Raw genomic sequence first — 17,760 nt, forward strand, 5'->3', positions numbered from 1 at the left:
GTCCATCGTGACGTTGTCGCTGAACTGGAACTGCTTGACGGTGCTGAAGGAGCTCGGATTGAAGAAGTTCCTGACAGTGAGCTGGTCCGTGGAACCGTTGACCATCACGATGAGGTCATAGTCCTTCTGACGATATTGCACGTCGGTGGAAGCAATGTCGGTGAAGACGACGGTGTCGTTGACGTTGGTAGCGTAGTAGCTGGTATCGGTCAGCGTGTCACAACCGTAACCTTTGCCGAAGCGGATGGTGTCTGCCCCGTCGCCACCACTGATGGAGTCGTTGCCGGCGCCACCATCGAGTACATCGTCACCGCCATTGCCGTAGAGGTTGTCGTTGCCCTCGCCGCCGAACATCACATCTGAACCACTATTGCCGCTCAGCGAATCATTCCCGGCAAACCCGAACAATGCATATGAATTGCTGTCGGGTGCATTGATTGAATCAGCATTCTCACTGCCAAGCCTGCGTGGCATGCCGGCGCTAATGATTAATTGCCCGAACTCCGAACTGTCATGACCGACTTGCTGCCTCATCGCATTTTGGACATTCACGCCGAGCGTGCCATCGCTGCGCAGAGCTGTCCCGAAGTCATCAATCTGCTGTGCTCCGGTGACGAAATCAGCAAGATATGCGCTGCGCAAGGCAGCCACGGTATCAGCGACGTCCAGCCGGAATGATGCGGAAGCCCCGTCCCATACCAGCTTCATGCTGTCGTACAAGCCCGCGAGATGGGTTTGCGTCATCAGGCGGCCGTAATAGTTCTGTTCTAGCTGTTGATAGGCGCCGGTGAGCACGGCAGTGGCATACGGGCCAGGCATGTTAGTGCCGGCATTCGTGCCGGCGCTCTGCATGAACTGCTGGCCTAGAAAGGCTTCGAGCGTGTACAGCTTGCGGCCATCGTCGATATACGTGCCTCTGCTGTCAGCGCCGTACTGACTACTGCCGGTCCATGCGAACAGGATCTGCTGCATCAAGGCATGGCGAGCGGCGTTGTCGCCTTCCTGCGCGAACTGCGTCACCAGCGCCTGTAAGCGTCCACTGCCATCGCGGGCCATGGCCTGATGCAGGCTGGGCACATTGCCGAAGCCGGGCAGGTCGGGTAGGGCGGCGATGGTGGCGTCGACGGGCGTGCTGGTGAGGTCGACTGTGCGCGCGGTGTCAGCGGCAAACCAGACGTCGACCATCGCATGCGAAGTGCCATTGGCATCGACGTAGCTGCCGGCCTGCAGCAGCTGGTTGCCTTGCGCATCGGTGACGGATTGCGCGGTATAGGCCACGCCCAGGCTTTGCACGCCGGCGGCATCGAGGGACAGCAGCTCGCCATTGCCCAGGACGGCATTTGAATCGGCGTCCTTCCAGACGCGCAGTTGGCTGAAGGTGGCATCGGCGGCGTCGATCTTGCCGTCGTGGTTGTCGTCGAGGGCTGCGAGGGCGATGAAGCCGTTGGCGGCGTGGGAACCGTTGGTGATTTGAGCGTAATTGCCGAAGAGCTCGGAACCGTCATCGATGGCGCCATTGCCGTTGCGATCCCAGACCAGCAGGCCATCGTCAGGCGCTACCCAGCCGGTGGTTTCGGCGAAGCGGTTGCCGTCGTGGTCGAAGTGAATGCCTTGGGTTCTCGAAATGGTTTCGATGCCGTCGTGGTCGAGGTCGAGGATGAGCGGGCTGATGGTGGTAAGCGCTGTTTGGAAGCGGGATTGCAGGTCGGTGATTAATTTTTCAAACGAAGCAGGGATTTTCCCAGTCGTTGTTATGTCTTTTATGCCGCTTTGAATTTTCTGCGTTATGTCTTGCAGTAAAAAATTAAGCGAAAGTGTGTATGGATTTATTAGAAAGGTTTCTGAGATGTCTTTTAAAATTCCTGACGGCTCCATTAATCCTGAATAATTCTCACCGACTGCGGCAAGATATGCGCCAACTGCCCAAGTGGCACATTGTGAACCGAAGGGCAGATCATAGGGAGGAGGAAACGAAGATGTCTTTTCTATATAGGACATTAAATTGTTGTACTGAGCTTCAGTCAATTCAATCTTTCCAGACGTGTTTGTCCAGCGATGATCTGCATCGTCATACAAAAAGCCATTACTTTCTAGTTTTCCAGATTCTAATGGCGCAAAACCATAGAAATCTTTTCGATTTTCCGGGCCATAAACCACAATGAACGCGTGTGGTATAAGGTCGTGTGGCTCACCAGTTGCGGCACCAATGAAGCTGCGAATTTCCATGCTATAGGCGCTCATTTTTTCCTCTCCAATTTAATAAGGCTTGGTGATGGTAATTGCCATAAAAATTTGTGCACTCTTTCCTGTTTCGTTTCTTCATGAATATAAATCGCTATTTCGATTTCTCTATTTGATTCAATATATTTATCTAAGCATATGGCAAGTAACTCTGCCATTAGCTTATTGTTCATGCTATAAAACTCTAACGTTATGCCTTCGTTATATGACTGGCCGAAAATTAGCTCTTTATCGAGACAATCACTTTTATGATCCTTGCATATGGAATTTTTTTTTAGCTGCCTGTATAGCTTTTCAATTAAGTCTTTAGTTTCAGCTTGATATCGTCTTTCATGTAAAATTGCATCTTTTATTGAAAAAACGAATTCTACGGAGGTATATGCTAGTGTTAGTATCGCAATTAATATCAACAGCTGCGCTCCCCTGCTGCGAAGAGTCTTATTTCCAAAATTCATTTATATAAATTTTTTATTTAATGGTTTTCGCGATTCGATCGACATGCCCACTTCGGCTGGAAAAACATTTAATGCGCATATTTTTCATTCGCCATGAGGCACCATTGCATCAGCTGCATTTCCTTGGACGCCATAACAATGTGATTGTTTGAGAGTAGGTTTCGCTTAATCCCTAGGAGGTCGTAGCTACTATCCATGGCGCTATTGCCGTTGTAATCGCAGACCAGCAGGCCATCGTCCAGTGTGAGCCAATCGGTGGTTTCGGCGAAGCGGTTGCCGTCGTGGTCGAAGTGAATGCCTTGGGTTCTCGAGATGGTTTCGATGCCGTCGTGGTCGAGGTCGAGGACATCGGCAGGAAGCTAGACATAAAGCACTCCTCGGTCGGACAAGTCGATGCGATGAAAGGCCGCCGGCGGAGGAGCGTTTGCCATCCTCATGCGCTAGGGCGATCAGCGTGGATATGAAAAAAGCGCCTGGAACACTACCGGCTTACAGCCATGTCATCGACACGGAAGGGAGCTGCAAGGAAGCGTTATTGGACCGCGAAGATCGGCATGCGGCGATTTCTGTTAAATCGACTCAACAAAGACTTAACAGTATCGTGCCCGTGGGCGACGCCGTGAAGAGAGGGATCAGCATCCGCTCGCGATGCGGACGATGGCCGCATCGTGTTCTGATCAGACAGAATCGATGCCATACACGTAGCGGAATGCGCAGGCAATGCCCTGATCGGGTTAAGTTAATTGGGCTGATGCCAAGACTCACGCCTTTGCCAATCACGCATACCCGGTTCGCTTTGATACCGCCACAGCAATCAATCTCCCGCCTCACGCGTAAACACCAGCAAACCAATCAAGCCGCCGATGATGGCACCATGGCTGCGCTGCAGCTGCGGCGGTTCTTATTCAGGCGATACCGGTACGGGCACGAAGAACAGCGAGCCGATGTGGTGGTCAGTCGATATCGACGCTCAGCCGCGAGGTCATCAGGTGGCTGCACGGTCTCGCGCCGATGACGAGCACGAACAGCCGCGCAAAGATGGAATCGGGAAGCAAGCGGGGATGCGGCAAAGCGATGGCAGCCGCGCTCATAGTCCCCGCACGAAGCGTTCGATCGCATTCAGCGCCATGCCCTTGCGGGCAAGCGCTTCATGCGGCACGACCCGCACCATCGGGTAGTCCGGCAAGGCCCGCGAAGAACGATACGGATTGGCAGGCGCGAGATAGTAATGCTCGCGGCCGTCCACGGTACGGATGAACAGCCGCGCACGCAAGCGTGCATCCGCATGCAGGATGCATTGCGCTTGCGCTGCCGGAATGTCCTCGCCAAAGCGCATGCGTGCGCGCGCAAGCAGTTCTTCCAGCGGCAGATAGTGGTCGGCGTCCGCGAGCACACGCTTCAACAGGAAGGCGAGATGCGCGGCTTCACGGCGGGCTGAGCGTTGACGTCGGGTGGTAATGGTGTCCATGTCTGTTGGTTGACGGCTGGTACATTGGTGGCTCGACCCGGCGCGCTATCGCGCATTCGTAGGGCCTGCTCCGCCCACGCGTCTCTTCGTCCGACCGGGGTCTCGAGCGTGCGACCGGTCCGCGTGGGCTTTGCCCACCCTACGGCACAGCGCGACCGCGAGGTGCAGCCAGGAATCGGAAGACAAACTATAGACAAGCGGTATCGACACGATGTGTCCGCTTTGTATCGAGCGCGACATAATCCGCGCCCGCGCCGATGGCTAGGCAGGTGTGCGAAAGAACCGCATGGACACCAGCGCAATCGCCAGCGCGCACAGCAACAGCAGCGCCAGCGCGATGCGCAGGCTCAGCGCATGCGCGATGAATCCGACGATGACCGGTCCTGCCAGCAGGCCGACATAGGCCAGGCGCGTGGTTACGGCCAGGCCGGCGGATGCGGTGCGGCAATGCGCGATCGCTTCCCTGCCGGCTGACGAGAACATGATCGGGATCACGTTCGACAAACCCAGCCCGGCCAGCAGAAAGCCGCTTGCCGCCAGCAACGGCCGCGGCATCAGCAGCGCCGCGCCGACGCCAACGATGCACAGCGCGCAGCTGCAGGGAATGACGAGGGTCGGGCCGAGACGTGCGCGCACCGGGTCGCCGAGAAAGCGCCCGGTCGCCATGCCGATCGAGAAGGCCGCATAGCCGGCGCCGATGAGGCCAGCCGAAGCCTGCGCGACATCGCGCATGTAGACCGCGGTCCAGTCGTACATCGCGCCTTCGACCACCAAGCCGAGAAAGGACAGAAAGCCGAGCATCTGCAGGCGCCGGTGCAGCCTGGGCTCGGCGCTGACGGGGGCATCGGACGATGCCGGCGCATGTTCCGGCCCGGCGGCTTGCAGCGCGGACTCCTGCATCAATCCTCGCGCGGCGAGCAGGGTGATCAGCGCGCACAGGCCGCATACGACCAGCATGTGCGCTTCATTCGGCCACCCGGCGCCGCGCCAGGCGCTGGCGACAATCGCGCCCAGCATGCCGCCGACGCTGAAGCTGCCATGCAGCGAGCCGATGATGGGCTTGCCGAAATGCGTCTCCAGCATCACCGCCTGCGAATTCGCGGCGATGTCGTTAAGCGCGCTGGCCGCGCCATAGGCCAGAAGCCAGGGCAGCAGCAGCGCGTATTGCGGCACCAGCAGAATGCCGAAGGCGGCAAGCGCCATCAAGAGGCCGCTGCGCACCGCTGCGTGCGCGCTGCCGACGCGTCCGATCCAGCGCCCGCCCCAGGCCATGACCAGGATGCCGCCCAGCGCCACCGCGAGCATGGCCAGCGACAGCACCGCGTCCGACAGATGGAAACGGTCCTTGATCGTCGGTACATGCACGCCCCACGACGCATAGATCACGCCGTTGCAGAACAAGATGGCCATGGTGGCGCAGCGCGCCTTTGTCAGTTGCGACATCGGGTACGGAAGAGATGCGTGCCGGGAAACGGGAAGGGGCTTGCGGGATACGGGCAACAACGCTGCGCATTGAGGCGCATTGATGGGCAGCCGCAGGCGGGATGGGCGTGCCCGGCATGTTGGCAAAGGCAGAAGCATAGCGGTTCTGGCAGGAAGCTTCATGCGCCGGCGCAATGCCGCGCGGCATGCCTTGCAAACGGGACAGACGGCCGCATATCAGTATCCGTACCGCCCGAGCGACAGCTCATCTCGCGGGTTGCGTTGCCCGGCCGCATTGTCATCATGGCCGCTGGCATGCGCGCATCCCCTTCCTGTCCTACCGCCCGAGCTGCATGCATTCCGACATGACACGATCGGCACATCGGCCGCGTCGATCCACGCTTCATGTCGCATCCATCAACCATGCGCATGTGCTGCGCAGGCTCTTCGGTCGCGAGCTTGCGGCTGCGGCATGCCCCACAGAGGAAAGCGAATCATGAAAGAACAGCTGATTGAAATGCAAGGCAAGGTCACCGAGATTCTTCCCGACTCCCGTTATCGCGTGGATCTCGAAAACGGTCATCAATTGGTGGCCTATACCGCCGGCAAGATGCGGCAGCACCATATCCGCATCATCGCCGGAGACAAGGTGACGCTGGAACTGTCGCCGTATGACCTGAGCAAAGGCCGCATTACCTTCCGTCATCTGGACCGGCAGGGCATGCCGCCTAGGCAGCGCCGGCGCTAAGGTGTCACGGCGCCACCGCCTCCGGCTTGCATGGCGAGCCGGTAACAAGAAAGGGCTCCCGCGGGAGCCCTTGTCGCAGGTATCGCTGGTATCGCTTAACGATAACGACGCGGCGTGGTCACGCGCACCGCATCGGCGCGCACTTCCATCGGCAGGCGGCTCACCAGGAAATGCAACAGCAGCGGCACCAGAACCAGGTCGTCAACAATGCCAAGCAGCGGGATGGCCAGGTTCAGCGGCGATACCGCGTACATGCCCAGCAGCGCCACCGCGGGAAGCAGCCACCCCGGACGGGACGGATGTTTCAACGCGTGCCAGAGCAGATGCAGATCGGCACGGCTGGTTTTCCAGAGCAGCAACATCAAACGCTTCATCAGTTTTCTCCAATGTAGGGGCGCCTGGCCCAACGCGGCGCGAACAGCGCGCCGGCACCGAGATATATGCCGCCATGCGGAATGGATACAAGACTACGCGGGAGAAAATCGGCGGAGTGGAAAGGGAAGACGCTCCATGCCACCGCTGCATCAGGAAATGTTCGGAAATGCGAAGACACATGAACGATGTCTTCATCAAGAAGTGCCGACTCGTTGAGAGCTAAACCGTCGAGCCCGCGATCACACTGGCGTGTAGGGTGGGCAAAGCCCACGCGGGTATCCGTCCATCACCCGCGTGAGCACAGCCACCCTGTGACAACACAAGCGCCCGGCCAGCCGGCTTCAGTCGATATAGCGCAACCCGGCCTTCTCCAGCGGCTCACGCATGTTGCACATATCCAGCCCCGGCATGCCCGAGCTACGTTGAACCGCGCCTGAAGGCGCTGAAGGCACCCCTGCTCGTGGATGCGCCGCTGTAGCGCCGCGAAGATCCTACATCCGCTCTTCATACCAGCGCTGCGAACGGTTCACGACCGCGACGACGAGCAGCATCACAGGCACTTCGATCAGCACGCCGACGACAGTGGCCAGCGCGGCGCCCGATTCGAAGCCGAACAGGCTGATCGCGGTCGCAACCGCGAGCTCGAAGAAGTTCGATGCCCCGATCAGGCTGGATGGGCCGGCAACGCAATGCGCGACGCTGAAGCGGCGATTGAGCAGATAAGCCAGGCCCGCGTTGAAAAACACCTGAATCAGAATCGGCACCGCGAGCAGGGCGATGACCAGCGGCTGCCTCGTGATCGCTTCGCCCTGAAAGGCGAACAGCAGGATCAGCGTCAGCAGCAGCGCCGATATCGAGAACGGCGCAAGCTTCTGGACGGCGCGTTCGAGATGGCCGCGGCCTCGGGCCAGAAGCATCCTGCGCGCGGCCTGCGCCAGAATGACCGGGAGAATGATGTACAGCACGACCGAGGTAATGAGCGTGTCCCACGGCACCGTGATCGCCGATAGCCCGAGCAGGAAGGCCACGAGCGGCGCGAAGGCCAGGATCATGATGGAGTCGTTCAGCGCAACCTGCGACAGCGTGAAATACGGATCGCCCCGGCACAACTGGCTCCAGACAAACACCATCGCCGTGCAGGGCGCCGCGGCCAGCAAGATCAGGCCCGCGATATAACTGTCCAGTTGCCCGGCGGGCAGCCAGCCGGCGAAGAGATGCCGGATGAATAGCCAGCCCAGGAAAGCCATCGAGAACGGCTTGATGAGCCAGTTCACCACCAGCGTGACGCCGATGCCGCGCCACTGGCTCGTGACCTGGGCCAGCGCGCCGAAATCGATCTTGATCAGCATCGGGATGATCATCACCCAGATCAGCAGTCCCACCGGGATATTGACCCGGGCCACTTCCAGACTGGCGATCGTCTTGAAAACGTCGGGAAGGGCGCGGCCCAGAAGGATGCCGGTGAGGATGCAGAGAAGCACCCAGACGCTCAGATAGCGCTCGAAGAAGCCGATCGCCGGGGCAGGGCCGCCAGCGACCTCGGTGGTGTGAGATGTCGTCATTGCGCAATGCGCCCGGCTTCAGGCCGAAGCGATGGGCATGTCGCCGATGCGCCGCAGTTCCCGCTCGATACCGGCCTTGTCCAGCGTGGCGATCGGCAGGCCGACGAAGCGCTCCATTCTCGCCTTGATCTGGCCGAAGATTTTGGAGAAGGCCGCGCGCTTGTGCTCGTCGCTGCCTTGAACCGCGGCCGGATCCTCGAAGGACCAGTGCGCCGTGGCGGGCCGCCCCGGCCAGACCGGGCAGGCTTCGCCCGCGGCGTTGTCGCATACCGTGATGATGAAGTCCATCTGCGGCGCATCCAGTCGGGCGAATTCTTCCCAGGATTTGCTGCGCAGGCTTTCTACCGGATAGCCGATTGCCTTCACCTTCTCGATGGCGAAAGGATTAACCGTGCCGCCTGGCTTGCTACCGGCGCTGTGGCCACGAATGTTCCCCTTGCTCATTGTCGTTGCCAGGGCTTCGGCCATGATGCTTCGCGCGGAATTGCCTGTGCACAGGAACAGGACGTTGAAGGTCTTTTCGGTCACGGTTGTCTCGAAAGGTAAGCGATTGAACGAGGAGGAGAGGTGGCTGGCGCGGATGTCAGGATGATTCTGGCGATGCTGCCGCGCAGGCCGGCTGACCCATGGGGGAGCAGGGATTGCCGCCGCAGTAGTTCTCCGTCAGGTAAGCAATGAGCTCGTTCATCGCTTCAAAGCGGGCGGAATAGAAAATCTGCCGACCTTCGTGCCGCTGCTGTACCAGGCCGGCGCGCAGCAGATCCTTGATGTGGAAGGACATCGAGGCGGCGGAAATGCCGATGTTCGCGGCAATACTGCCGGGAGTCAGCCCGGCCGGACCGGCTTGCACCAGCAGACGAAAGGCTTGGAGCCGGTATTCATGGGCGAGCGCGCCAAGCGCGGAAGCAGCGGTAAGGAGTTCCATGCCGCGCATCATAAGAAGTTTTCTTTGTAATTCAAAAAAAACTTTAATCTTTCATCGCTGCAGCTATCTTGCTCAGGGAGGCTTTACGCAAGCATGTTTGCCGAATCGCGCCAGAGGAAACGTTGAGACGCAGGCATGGCAGCTCAGCATGCTCATGCCTGCGCAACATGGGCAAGTCGGCACTGGCAGCGCTGCGGTGGCGCGTTAAGCGGGCGGTTTGGCGCCTGTAGAAGGGCTCTGAAACTATCGTGCAGGGAAGGAGGAAGATCGCCGACGCGCGTGGAGAACGCGACATCGGCGCAGTGCGGCAGGCGCGGGCTCAGGCGGCTTCGAGTTCCGGCTCCGCCAGCCGCTGGCGCGACTGGATATGGCGCTCATCAAATTCGATCTCTTCGCCGACATAGCCGTCGCGGCGGCATTCGACGATGGTGCCGAGATAGTTGAAGCCGTCGACACGATCGACGCGCACCCTGAGCTTGTAGCTCAGCGATTGCAGCACGACCAGGTCGCCGCGGCGGGTCGGCAGAGAGTCGTTTACGGATTCGCAGGCGTGCGGGCCCACAGCCAGCGCTTGCCTGGCTTCTTGCAGCATGAGGACGACCATGGATGGCTCCGGAGTAGGGCGTTGGCGGATGGGAGGCGGTTCCGGCCCGCCTCCCGAGTCATTGCAGGTTTAAAGCGTCGACGGGAGGGGCCCGTCTCAGATCACGCGCTCTTCGCGCAGCGCGGCGATGGCCTCAGTCGAGTAGCCGAGCTGCGCCAGCACTTCATCGGTGTGCTCGCCCAGCAGCGGCGAGCGGGTCACATCCGTTGGGCTGTCGGACAGCTTGATCGGATTGCCCACCGTCAGGTACTTGCCGCGCACCGGATGATCCACCTCGACGATGGTGCCGGTCTCGCGCAGCGACGGCTCTTCGGCGATTTCCTTCATCGACAGGATCGGGCCGCAGGGAATGTCGTACTTGTTGAGGATGTCCATGACTTCGAACTTGGTCTTGGTCTTGGTCCATTCCTCGACGGTGGCGAAGATTTCCATCAATCGCGGCAGACGCGCACGCGGCGTGGCGTAATCCGGGTCGGTGATCCACTCTTCGCGGCCGATCACCATGCAGATCGATCCCCATACCGGCGCCTGGGCGATGAAGTAAATGTACGCGTTCGGATCGGTCTGCCAGCCCTTGCACTTGAGCGTCCAGCCCGGCTGGCCGCCGCCCGAGGCGTTGCCGGCGCGCGGCACTGCTTCGCCAAAGGACTTGCCTTCGGTGAATTGCGGGTATTCCTCCATGACGCCGGCGCGCTCCAGGCGCTGCTGGTCGCGCAGCTTCACGCGGCACAGGTTCAGCACCGCATCCTGCATCGCCGCCAATACCTTCTGGCCGCGGCCGGTCTTTTCGCGCTGGTACAGCGCGGTGACGATGCCCAGCGCCAGGTGCAGGCCGGTGCCGCTGTCGCCGATCTGCGCGCCGGTGACCATCGGCGGGCCGTCGTCGAAGCCGGTGGTCGAGGCCGCACCACCGGTGCATTGCGCGACGTTCTCATACACCTTGCAATCCTCGTACGGGCCCGGGCCGAAACCCTTGACCGAGGCGACGATCATCTTCGGATTCAGTTCCTGGATGCGCTCCCAGGTAAAGCCCATGCGGTCGAGCGCGCCGGGCGCGAAGTTCTCGACCATCACGTCGCACTCCTTGATCAGGGTCTCGAGCACCTGCTTGCCGGACGGCTTCTTGGTGTCGAGCGTGATCGAGCGCTTGTTGTGGTTGAGCATGGTGAAGTACAGGCTGTCGGCGTCCTGAATGTCGCGCAGCTGGCCGCGCGTGGCATCGCCTTCGCCGGTCTTTTCCACCTTGATCACGTCCGCGCCGAACCAGGCCAGCAGCTGGGTGCAGGTCGGACCGGACTGCACATGGGTGAAGTCCAGGATCCGGACTCCTTCGAGGGCTTTCGTCATGATTAATGGACCGCTTAAGTTAAGAATCCCGAGTTGCGGGCAATCCTAACCGCAGAAAACCATAAAGAACAATCAATTTTGCTATGCCAGACCATAAGGCTTTGGTGATGTGCTTGCCTTATCGAAACGCCTCAGGCATGCGGTAATTCGTTGTCAGCCGGACAAATGCCATAGCGGAACGGCGACATACCAGAGGATGCTGGTCAACGCGCAAATCAGCAGGCCATCGATGCGCCCTGGCGGCCGCTTGCGCCACAGCAGCGCGCACAGCAGAGCTGCATGCGCCAGCGCAAATGGCAGCAGGCCGTCGTAACAGCCGCGCAGCGCCGGTGCATCCTTTACCAGCCAAGCGGCTGCAGGCGCCAGCACGGTCGGCAGCAGAGCCAGCCGCAGGATGCCGCGATGGCCGAGACGCACCGCCAGCGTGCGCTTGCCCGCGGCGCGGTCGGCTTCAAGGTCCGGGAAACCGGCCAGCATGATGGACGGCAGGATTGCCAAAAACAGCGGCAGGCTCGCCAGCCAGGGAAAGGCATCGCGCCAGGCGCCATCCTGCAGCAGATAGCCGCACAGCATCACGCCGAGGCTATGCGTGAGACCGACATCGATTTCGCCAAGGCCGCGCCAGCACAGTCGCAGCGGCGGCGCCGTGTAGCCGAGCGCGAGCACCAGCATTGCTGCCATTGCCGCAACGGACGGACCTCTGGCGCCAGCGTCAAGCAGCAGACCGGCGCAGGCCAGCGCGGCTACCAGGAAAAGAACGATGCCGCGCCGCAGGGCCGGCATGGACAGCCGGCGCGCGATCAGCACGCGCGAGCCGCCGTTGAACGGCCCGTAATGGCGGTTGCGCCGGTCAGACGGATAGTCGAACACATCGTTGGCAAACACCGTCGCCGCTTCGAGGAAGAACAGGTACAGGTAGCCGATCCAGTAAGTCCAGCGCGCCAGTCCGCCGGGTGCTGCGGCGAGTGCGCCGATGGTATAGGCCATCCAGGTCATCGGATAGAACTGCAGCCGCAGCGCCTGCAGCCAGGCCCACGTGCGCGTGCGCACCATGCCGGCGCGGCTGCGTCCGCCATGCTGCAGCGAGTACCCAAGGCGCCGCGCCGTCTCGAGCCAGTTGGCTCGCGTGGCGGCATCCGCATCCTTTACCGGGCCCAGCGCCAGGCTTTGCAGCGTTTCGATGCCGCAGAAGCCGAGTATCGAGCGCCGCATCGCGCCGGTGCCGGGCGAGCGGTAGATCAGGCGGTAGACCCAGGGCGGCATGTCGATGGTGGTGATCAGATGCGCGCTTCTGCCGGTCAGCAAGCCTTCATAGCGGCCCTCGTGTTCGCCGAAAGCGAAGCCCGGCAGCAGCACCCGGTCGAGAAAGCCATGCAGCCGCGCCGGGCCTATGCCCCACCAGGACGGAAACACGATTGCCAGATGGTCGGCCCAGGCAATGCTTGCGCGTGCCTCTTCCAGGTCCGGTTCCAGCGGCTGGGCAAGTGGCGATGGCGTGCGCACATCGGGATCGAAATGTAGTCGTGCCAGGTTCAGCAGGCGCACTTCCATGCCGGCGGCACGCGCACCTTCGGCATACGCTTCGCCGAGGCTGGCATTGAAGCTGGGCGCGCGCGGATGGCCGACGATGACCAGCACGCGGCGGATGGCCGTGCGCGGCGAGGCTGCTTCCGGATGTTCTGCGCTGGGGTGCATGCCCTTCCCGAAAATCCGTTTGGCGCGGATAGGGATGAGATGTTCAGCGGGAATCGGCAACGGTGCGATTCGGTCAAGTGATGGATGCGTAATGCCGGCTGCAACTGTGCGGAAACTATTCACACCGTCCATGCGCATGCGGAAGAATGCAACCGGCTAATGCGGGCAAGGGCAGTGGTCATCAGCCCGGTCGACGAATCAGCCGCGTTTTCCGGCTGCTGATCATTACATCAACACCATGGCCACCACCGGCCCGCCGCCGCGCCATTTCACGCCAACAGCGGCGCCAGTCCCAGCAGTACCCGCGCCTCGATCGGATCCGCCGGCCGCGCATCATGCCGGGCGCAGGCTTCCACCGCCAGCCTGACCAGTTCCGCGTTGCTTTGCGCGAGCCGGTCGCGGCTGATGCGGATGTTGTCTTCCAGGCCGGTGCGCACCGCATCGCCTTGGCGCGCCAACACCCATTCGATCACCTCGGCCTGGTGCCGGCCGATGCCGGCGGCAGTCCAGGTTGCCTTGGGCAGCACCCGCTTCAATTCACCGAGCAGCAGATCGACCAGATGCTCGCGTGCCGGCAATGCGTTCTTGATGCCGAGCACGAACTGCACATGCGGCCGCTCGTTGATCAGGCCCATTTCCACCAGCCGCTGCGTTGCATGGATGTGCGACAGGTCGAAGATCTCGATTTCCGGCAGGACGCGGTACTGCTGCATCTTCGCGGCCAGGTCTTCGACGAGGGCCGGCGCGTTCTCGTAGATGATGCTCGGAAAGTTGACCGAGCCGGTGGCAAGCGAAGCCATGTCCGGCTTCAGGCTCAACGCCGCGCCGCGCGCGTTCTGGTCGCGGCCACGGCCGCCAGTGGAGAACTGCACGATCATGCCGGGGCATTCCCTGCGTATGCCTTCGAGCACGCGCCGGAACTGCTCCGGGTCGGACGAGGAATTCTCCGCGTCATCGCGTACATGCAAATGCACCAGCGTCGCGCCGGCTTCGAAGGCTTCGCGGGTGGACGCGATCTGCTCCTCGACAGTGACGGGGATGGCTGGCGTGTCCTTTTTGCGCGGCACCGAGCCGGTGATGGCCACGGCGATGACGACTGGTCTCATGACGTTCTCCTCGGGATACTTGCTCGTGGTATGGCCGTCGCGTTCGGCATGCGGAAAGTGGCATCGACCCGGCGCTCCGACATCTCTTCGATAGTCGAGCCGGCGCGAGGTTTCATCCGCGCCGCAGCACGGCTTCCTCGCGCAGCGCGGCAATCAGCGCGAGCGCGGCCTCGCCCAGACTGGCATCGCTGCGCCGCGCCAGGCCCACCGGTTCTTCCGCGCCGGCAGTGGGAATCGTCAATGCGATCAGCGCGCCGTCTTCGAGTTCCGTGCGCACCGCGCCGAGCTGGGCGAACCAGACGGTGTCCGTGGTGCGCGTGAGCTGGCGCGCCAGCGAGATCGACAGTGTCTCGGTGTAGTTCGCCGGCAGCTTCAGGCCGTGCCCGGCGAAATAGCTTTCGGTGTTGTGGCGCGGTATCGTGCCCTGCGACGCGACCATGACCGGATAGGCAAGAAGGTCCTGCAGCACCGGGCCCTTGACCCCGGCCAGCGGATGTTGCGGCCGCACTGTCGCCACCAGCGGCTCGACATACAGCAGTTCAAAGGACACGCCGACCAGCAGTTCTGGCTCGGCCATGCGCGCGACCGCGACATCGATCTCCCCGCCCTTGAGCATGCCCAGCAGCGCGACGTTGGTGGCGGTCTGCACCGAGACCTGCGCTTCGGCATGATCGCGGCGAAAGCGCCGCAGCGCGCCCGGCAGCAGATCGGGCGCTACCGTCGGCAAGGCGCCTAAGCGCACCGCTTCATGCTGGCGCTCGCGCTGCGGGCCGACCGCAGCGCCGGCGGTATGCAAGGCGTCGAGCACCGTGATGGCATGCGCGAGAAAGGTTTCGCCGTCACGGGTGAGCTTCGCGCCCTGGCGGTTGCGCTCAATAAGGGTCGTGCCGAGGAGGGCTTCGAGCTCATTCAATATCTTTGTCACCGCCGGCTGCGAGAGGCTGAGCCGCGCCGCCGCCCGGCCGAGGTTGCGGGTCTGCGCGACGGTAACGAAGCAATCGAGATGACGCAGCCGCACCCGGCTCTTGAACAAATCTCTTTCCATAACCGGAGGTTATCAGCGGGCCGGCGAGATTTCAATTTACATAAAAAATCATGAAGCCTAGAGTCCGGGCTTCCATCCTCATCACGGAGACAAAGATGACTGACCGAGTCAGTGAATATCTGCAGCGCGACACCAGCGCGCATCCGCCGGCGTATGCGCCGACCTACAAGACCAGCGTGCTGCGCTCGCCGCGCAATGCGCTGATTTCGCTCCAGAACTCGCTGTCCGAAATCACCGGCCCGGCGTTTTCCGCCGAGGAACTGGGGCCGCTGGACCATGACCTGATCATGAATTACGCCAAGGATGGCTTGCCGATCGGCGAGCGCATCATCGTCCACGGCTTCGTGCGCGACGAATTCGGCCGCCCGGTCCGCAATGCCCTGGTCGAAGTCTGGCAAGCCAACGCCGGCGGTCGCTATCGTCATCGCAACGACAAATACCTGGCGCCTGTCGATCCGAACTTCGGCGGCTGCGGCCGCATGCTGACCGACGACAACGGCTATTACTTTTTCCGCACCATCAAGCCGGGTCCTTACCCATGGCGCAACCGCGTCAACGACTGGCGTCCGGCGCACATCCATTTCTCGCTGTCGGGCGACGCCTGGGCGCAGCGCCTGATCACGCAGATGTATTTCGAAGGCGATCCGCTGATCGCGACCTGCCCGATCGTGCGCACCATTCCGAACGAGGAAGCGGTGCGCGGCCTGATCGCGTCGCTGGACCGTGGCGGCGCGGTGCAGCTCGACAGCCTGGCCTATCGCTGGGACATCACGCTGCGCGGCGCGCGCGCCACGCTGTTTGAAAACCGGATTCAAGGAGCCAAATAACATGTCCTACCATTTCCAGGTCGCCAAGGAGAGCGCTTCCCAGACCGCCGGCCCGTATGTGCATATCGGCCTGGCGCCGAACCAGGCCGGCTTCGACATCTTCGAGAAGAACTTCAGCAATGTGCTGGTCGGGCCGAACACCGCCGGCGAACGCATAGCGATCGAAGGCCGCGTGATCGATGGCTCGGGCACGCCGGTGCGCGATGTGCTGATCGAAATCTGGCAAGCCAATGCGGCGGGCCGCTACAACCATCCCGCGGACAAACAGGACAAGCAGCTCGATGCCGACTTCCGCGGCTGGGGTCGCGGCACCTCGAACTTCGAAACCGGCGTCTACCGCTTCGAAACCATCAAGCCCGGCGCGGTCGAAGGCCGCAACGGCCGCATGATGGCGCCGCACATCAACTTCTGGATCGTCGCGCGCGGCATCAACATCGGCCTGAACACCCGCATGTACTTCGACGACGAGGTCGATGCGAATGCGCAGGACCCGGTGCTGAACATGATCGAATGGGAAGTGCGGCGCAAGACGCTGATTGCCGAGCGCATTCAGCGCGATGGCAAGACGGTGTATCGCTTTGATATCCGCTTGCAGGGGGAGGATGAGACGGTGTTTTTCGATATCTAACCTGATGGGCTTCAATCGCCCCTGAAGCATCCATGATCGGCGCGGCGCACGGGCAAGCCCCGTTGTGACGCGCCGACTTCGCGCAAAAATCACCCATACAGAACGCGAAGCCGTTACCATCCTTCCGCTTTCCCATACAAAAGTCTCCAGGTCGCTACCTTGGCTTGCGCACAGCATGCAGGCCAGACCCATGGATGACCTTGGCAAGGTGCCGATGCGAGACATCGCCTTGCCACCCCGCCGGCCGATGGCCTGGCGATGCATGCTCCGACAACCTCGATGCCGGAGCACGGCCCAATCAATCTGCAATGCTGACCGGCGTTATCGCTGCGCCATCCTGCGCCTGACGCATGCTTGCCGCGGCGGCCGGTCCGTATCGCTTGGAAGGAAAGGCATGGCATCGTCTTTCGAATCAGGCTCATCGTGTTCATTGGCTGCATGCGCGGCGCACGCCGATCCTGGCGTGGGCCGGATCTGCGCCGCCGTCAGCGACCATAATCACAGCTGCGCAAAGGCGCTGGACGAAGCCGAAGCCCGGCTTTGGCAACGCCATGCGAGCCGTCCGAACGCTGCGCTGCGCGAGGCATTGATCCTGCACCATCTGCCCTATGCCAGGACCGTTGCGGCTGGCATGTATGGCAGGCATCTGCACCAGGAAGTCGCGTTCGAGGATGTTCTGCAATGGGCCATCGTCGGCATGATCGAAGCGATCGACCGCTACGACCCCGGCAATCGCGCCGGCCGCGCCAGTCGGGCCAGCTTCAGGACCTATGCCTTGCCGCGCATGCGCGGCGCCATTCTCGACGGGCTCGGCCAGTTCAGCGAACGCCAGCGGCAAACCGCTCTGCAGCGCCGGCTGAAGGAGCAGGGCTTGCCTCGGCCCGCAGGCAAGCCCTGCAATGAACACCTGATGCGCCTGCTGCTGCAACAGGCTGGAACGGGCATGGGCATAGCGCTGCGCACGCTCCTGGCCGATACCGGCATGATTGCGCCGGGAGAAACCGCCTATGCGGACCCGAGTAGCGCGGCGCTGGAAACCAGACAGCAGGCGGCATTTGTACGGCAAACCCTGCGCGGGCTCACGCCCCGCGAGAGCGCCGTGATGAATTTGCATTATTTGCAGGGCATGCGCTTTCACGATATCGCCAGGATGCTGTCGATCAGCAACGGAAGGGTGTCGCAGCTGCACACCCTGGCAATCGCACGCTTGCGCAAGGCGCTTGATGGTGCCGCGTAACGGCACGCGCGCCAAGTAGCCATGCGCGCTGCACGATCCGCGGGTGTCGTCTGCTGGTCCTATGGCACGCCATCC

The 17,760-nt window shown here is 61.6% G+C and carries 18 protein-coding genes; 4 read left to right on the forward strand and 14 right to left on the reverse strand.

The features are described from left to right. The 5 genes from JJB74_RS25580 to JJB74_RS25595 form a co-directional block, all read right to left on the reverse strand. Positions 1-2,241, reverse strand: a 2,241-nt coding sequence (locus JJB74_RS25580) for a calcium-binding protein (RefSeq protein ID WP_267913200.1), incomplete at its 3' end; no start/stop codon positions are given. Continuing rightward, the gene (locus JJB74_RS25585; protein WP_200596860.1) at positions 2,238-2,696 is read right to left on the reverse strand and encodes a hypothetical protein; all 459 of its coding nucleotides are present in this window, start codon (positions 2,694-2,696) and stop codon (positions 2,238-2,240) included. The genes JJB74_RS25580 and JJB74_RS25585, both read right to left, overlap by 4 nt. A gap of 953 nt (positions 2,697-3,649) precedes the next feature. After that, complete coding sequence (locus JJB74_RS33475; RefSeq protein WP_234484852.1) at positions 3,650-3,787, reverse strand: hypothetical protein; 138 nt, start codon at positions 3,785-3,787, stop codon at positions 3,650-3,652. Beyond that, on the reverse strand, positions 3,784-4,164 hold the full coding sequence (locus tag JJB74_RS25590; protein ID WP_200596862.1) for a hypothetical protein: 381 nt from the start codon (positions 4,162-4,164) through the stop codon (positions 3,784-3,786). The genes JJB74_RS33475 and JJB74_RS25590 overlap by 4 nt, the downstream gene beginning before the upstream one ends. 261 nt (positions 4,165-4,425) lie before the next feature. After that, positions 4,426-5,769 (reverse strand): MFS transporter, encoded by a 1,344-nt coding sequence (locus JJB74_RS25595; RefSeq protein WP_325170175.1) that lies wholly within the window; start codon positions 5,767-5,769, stop codon positions 4,426-4,428. Positions 5,770-6,079: 310 nt separating this feature from the next. Between JJB74_RS25595 and infA the strand changes: the two genes are divergently transcribed. Then, positions 6,080-6,334, forward strand: coding sequence for a translation initiation factor IF-1 (gene infA, locus JJB74_RS25600; RefSeq protein WP_200596968.1), 255 nt, complete (start codon positions 6,080-6,082; stop codon positions 6,332-6,334). Positions 6,335-6,429: 95 nt separating this feature from the next. Here infA and JJB74_RS25605 read toward each other — a convergent pair whose 3' ends face one another. The 9 genes from JJB74_RS25605 to JJB74_RS25645 all read right to left on the reverse strand — a co-directional run bounded on the left by JJB74_RS25605 (position 6,430) and on the right by JJB74_RS25645 (position 14,993). Further along, positions 6,430-6,708 carry a hypothetical protein gene (locus JJB74_RS25605; RefSeq protein ID WP_200596866.1) on the reverse strand — a complete coding sequence of 93 codons (279 nt, stop codon included), beginning with the start codon at positions 6,706-6,708 and terminating at the stop codon, positions 6,430-6,432. Between the two features lie 492 nt (positions 6,709-7,200). After that, positions 7,201-8,271 carry an ACR3 family arsenite efflux transporter gene (arsB, locus tag JJB74_RS25610; protein WP_200596868.1) on the reverse strand — a complete coding sequence of 357 codons (1,071 nt, stop codon included), beginning with the start codon at positions 8,269-8,271 and terminating at the stop codon, positions 7,201-7,203. Between the two features lie 18 nt (positions 8,272-8,289). Beyond that, positions 8,290-8,799: an arsenate reductase ArsC gene (locus JJB74_RS25615; RefSeq protein WP_200596870.1), complete on the reverse strand. Its 510-nt coding sequence runs from the start codon at positions 8,797-8,799 to the stop codon at positions 8,290-8,292. 55 nt (positions 8,800-8,854) lie between these two features. Beyond that, positions 8,855-9,196 (reverse strand): ArsR/SmtB family transcription factor, encoded by a 342-nt coding sequence (locus JJB74_RS25620; protein ID WP_200596872.1) that lies wholly within the window; start codon positions 9,194-9,196, stop codon positions 8,855-8,857. 319 nt (positions 9,197-9,515) lie between these two features. After that, a complete protein-coding gene (locus JJB74_RS25625) occupies positions 9,516-9,800 on the reverse strand; it encodes a hypothetical protein (RefSeq protein WP_200596873.1) in 285 nt (94 codons plus the stop codon). A gap of 96 nt (positions 9,801-9,896) precedes the next feature. Next, on the reverse strand, positions 9,897-11,147 hold the full coding sequence (gene frc / locus JJB74_RS25630) for a formyl-CoA transferase (RefSeq protein WP_200596875.1): 1,251 nt from the start codon (positions 11,145-11,147) through the stop codon (positions 9,897-9,899). A gap of 153 nt (positions 11,148-11,300) precedes the next feature. Beyond that, the gene (locus tag JJB74_RS25635) at positions 11,301-12,842 is read right to left on the reverse strand and encodes an NAD(P)H-dependent oxidoreductase (protein ID WP_200596877.1); all 1,542 of its coding nucleotides are present in this window, start codon (positions 12,840-12,842) and stop codon (positions 11,301-11,303) included. A gap of 269 nt (positions 12,843-13,111) precedes the next feature. Beyond that, entirely contained in the window at positions 13,112-13,948 is an 837-nt protein-coding gene (locus JJB74_RS25640; RefSeq protein ID WP_200596879.1) for a BKACE family enzyme, read from the reverse strand. Positions 13,949-14,060: 112 nt separating this feature from the next. Next, positions 14,061-14,993 (reverse strand): LysR substrate-binding domain-containing protein, encoded by a 933-nt coding sequence (locus tag JJB74_RS25645; RefSeq protein ID WP_200596881.1) that lies wholly within the window; start codon positions 14,991-14,993, stop codon positions 14,061-14,063. Between the two features lie 95 nt (positions 14,994-15,088). Between JJB74_RS25645 and pcaH the strand changes: the two genes are divergently transcribed. The 3 genes from pcaH to JJB74_RS25660 all read left to right on the forward strand — a co-directional run bounded on the left by pcaH (position 15,089) and on the right by JJB74_RS25660 (position 17,685). After that, the gene (pcaH, locus tag JJB74_RS25650; RefSeq protein ID WP_200596883.1) at positions 15,089-15,820 is read left to right on the forward strand and encodes a protocatechuate 3,4-dioxygenase subunit beta; all 732 of its coding nucleotides are present in this window, start codon (positions 15,089-15,091) and stop codon (positions 15,818-15,820) included. A gap of 1 nt (position 15,821) precedes the next feature. Continuing rightward, positions 15,822-16,448, forward strand: coding sequence for a protocatechuate 3,4-dioxygenase subunit alpha (gene pcaG, locus JJB74_RS25655; RefSeq protein WP_200596885.1), 627 nt, complete (start codon positions 15,822-15,824; stop codon positions 16,446-16,448). A gap of 394 nt (positions 16,449-16,842) precedes the next feature. Further along, a complete protein-coding gene (locus tag JJB74_RS25660) occupies positions 16,843-17,685 on the forward strand; it encodes a sigma-70 family RNA polymerase sigma factor (protein WP_200596887.1) in 843 nt (280 codons plus the stop codon). Positions 17,686-17,760: the final 75 nt, after the last annotated feature.

The organism is Noviherbaspirillum pedocola (genome assembly GCF_016632335.1).
Lineage (GTDB): Bacteria > Pseudomonadota > Gammaproteobacteria > Burkholderiales > Burkholderiaceae_D > Noviherbaspirillum_A > Noviherbaspirillum_A pedocola.

Excerpts from the sequence above, each read along its gene's own strand:
- JJB74_RS25585 (WP_200596860.1), bottom strand. The coding sequence starts at position 2,696 with ATGAATTTTGGAAATAAGACTCTTCGCAGCAGGGGAGCGCAGCTGTTG.
- JJB74_RS33475 (WP_234484852.1), bottom strand. The coding sequence starts at position 3,787 with ATGAGCGCGGCTGCCATCGCTTTGCCGCATCCCCGCTTGCTTCCCGAT.
- JJB74_RS25590 (WP_200596862.1), bottom strand. The coding sequence starts at position 4,164 with ATGGACACCATTACCACCCGACGTCAACGCTCAGCCCGCCGTGAAGCC.
- JJB74_RS25595 (WP_325170175.1), bottom strand. The coding sequence starts at position 5,769 with ATGAAGCTTCCTGCCAGAACCGCTATGCTTCTGCCTTTGCCAACATGC.
- JJB74_RS25605 (WP_200596866.1), bottom strand. The coding sequence starts at position 6,708 with ATGAAGCGTTTGATGTTGCTGCTCTGGAAAACCAGCCGTGCCGATCTG.
- arsB (WP_200596868.1), bottom strand. The coding sequence starts at position 8,271 with ATGACGACATCTCACACCACCGAGGTCGCTGGCGGCCCTGCCCCGGCG.
- JJB74_RS25620 (WP_200596872.1), bottom strand. The coding sequence starts at position 9,196 with ATGGAACTCCTTACCGCTGCTTCCGCGCTTGGCGCGCTCGCCCATGAA.
- JJB74_RS25625 (WP_200596873.1), bottom strand. The coding sequence starts at position 9,800 with ATGGTCGTCCTCATGCTGCAAGAAGCCAGGCAAGCGCTGGCTGTGGGC.
- frc (WP_200596875.1), bottom strand. The coding sequence starts at position 11,147 with ATGACGAAAGCCCTCGAAGGAGTCCGGATCCTGGACTTCACCCATGTG.
- JJB74_RS25635 (WP_200596877.1), bottom strand. The coding sequence starts at position 12,842 with ATGCACCCCAGCGCAGAACATCCGGAAGCAGCCTCGCCGCGCACGGCC.
- JJB74_RS25640 (WP_200596879.1), bottom strand. The coding sequence starts at position 13,948 with ATGAGACCAGTCGTCATCGCCGTGGCCATCACCGGCTCGGTGCCGCGC.
- JJB74_RS25645 (WP_200596881.1), bottom strand. The coding sequence starts at position 14,993 with ATGGAAAGAGATTTGTTCAAGAGCCGGGTGCGGCTGCGTCATCTCGAT.
- pcaH (WP_200596883.1), top strand. The coding sequence starts at position 15,089 with ATGACTGACCGAGTCAGTGAATATCTGCAGCGCGACACCAGCGCGCAT.
- pcaG (WP_200596885.1), top strand. The coding sequence starts at position 15,822 with ATGTCCTACCATTTCCAGGTCGCCAAGGAGAGCGCTTCCCAGACCGCC.
- JJB74_RS25660 (WP_200596887.1), top strand. The coding sequence starts at position 16,843 with ATGGCATCGTCTTTCGAATCAGGCTCATCGTGTTCATTGGCTGCATGC.